This is a genomic window from Bartonella sp. AA89HNZF (assembly GCF_042196905.1).
In the GTDB taxonomy this organism is placed as follows: domain Bacteria; phylum Pseudomonadota; class Alphaproteobacteria; order Rhizobiales; family Rhizobiaceae; genus Bartonella.
In genome coordinates, this window is the sequence record NZ_JBHIRD010000079.1 from 1 (window position 1) to 1064 (window position 1064).

1 protein-coding gene is annotated in these 1064 nt (G+C 32.9%); it reads right to left on the bottom strand.

Features of this window, described 5'->3' with window-relative positions; genetic code table 11:
• Positions 1-413, bottom strand: a 413-nt coding sequence (locus ACFIN0_RS09775) for a restriction endonuclease (protein ID WP_375702459.1), incomplete at its 3' end; no start/stop codon positions are given.
• Positions 414-1064: the final 651 nt, after the last annotated feature.

Genomic DNA, 1064 nt, shown 5'->3' on the forward strand with positions numbered 1-1064 from the left:
GCATTCACATTGTCACTTAATTCCACTTCTGTGCTGTCAACGAGAAGTCGATATTTAAAGATGTCTTTTCCAGATGCCGCGATAAAGCTATCAATATCCTTTTTACTGATCTGATGGTCTGCTTGATAAAACTTACATTGAATAGCCACATAGCCCTCTTGATTGCGAAGCTTGGCAACCAGATCAATGCCGATATCATTTTTATTCCAACCTTCACGCTCTTTAGCCCATTCATAATAGCTCTCAACTTTTTCATATCGCCCATAGTGGAGAGGGTCATACATAAGATATTTTGTCACAAAATCTTCAAACACTTTCCCTCGTAGAGTATTTGAAGTTGTCTGTTCACGATAGGATTGTAAAAGGGAGCGTAAAGTGAATTGTTCATTATCAGACTTAATAGATTGCAGCATATTGTAATAAAAATCCCTTGCCTTATGAGATGATTAATAATCATCAAAAGAATCAAAATGAATTTAATTAAATGCATTTAAAGCAAATAACGATAAAAAAGGGAAAAAACTGCTAAAAAAAGCCGATATTTTTTTCAAAAGGGGTCTTTAAGGCTGCTTATCAACAGCCCATGACATGGAATAAGATCAGCAAAGTAGTGAAATTTGCTATTCATTTCACGGGTTAATCAAGATAAATGTACTATGGGCTTTAATATATCAGAATGAGTATTTTGATAAGTTTATAGATAGGTTTTGAAGGTGTTTAAAACCCTCAAAATACCTTCAAAACTCCTTTAAATATATATCATAGATTGTATTTACGTGTTGTGTTTAATATAGGTTGTTTGTTTAAAATATTAACCTATTGAAATATAATGACTTTTATTTTTCGATTGAAAAAAATATATAAAGGGGGGTAAAAGGAACCCTCAAAATACTCAAAACCCCTAAAACTCATAGATTAGGCGTCTTTTGAAGGTTCACTCTATGAATGCAAGGGGATATGGTTGAGCAAACTTATCCTTTATATTTATGGGGATATTGATGTATTAACCATTGACGGGCTAAACAGTTTTGTTTAGAGGTCTTTTTATATAAATGTGGGGGAGA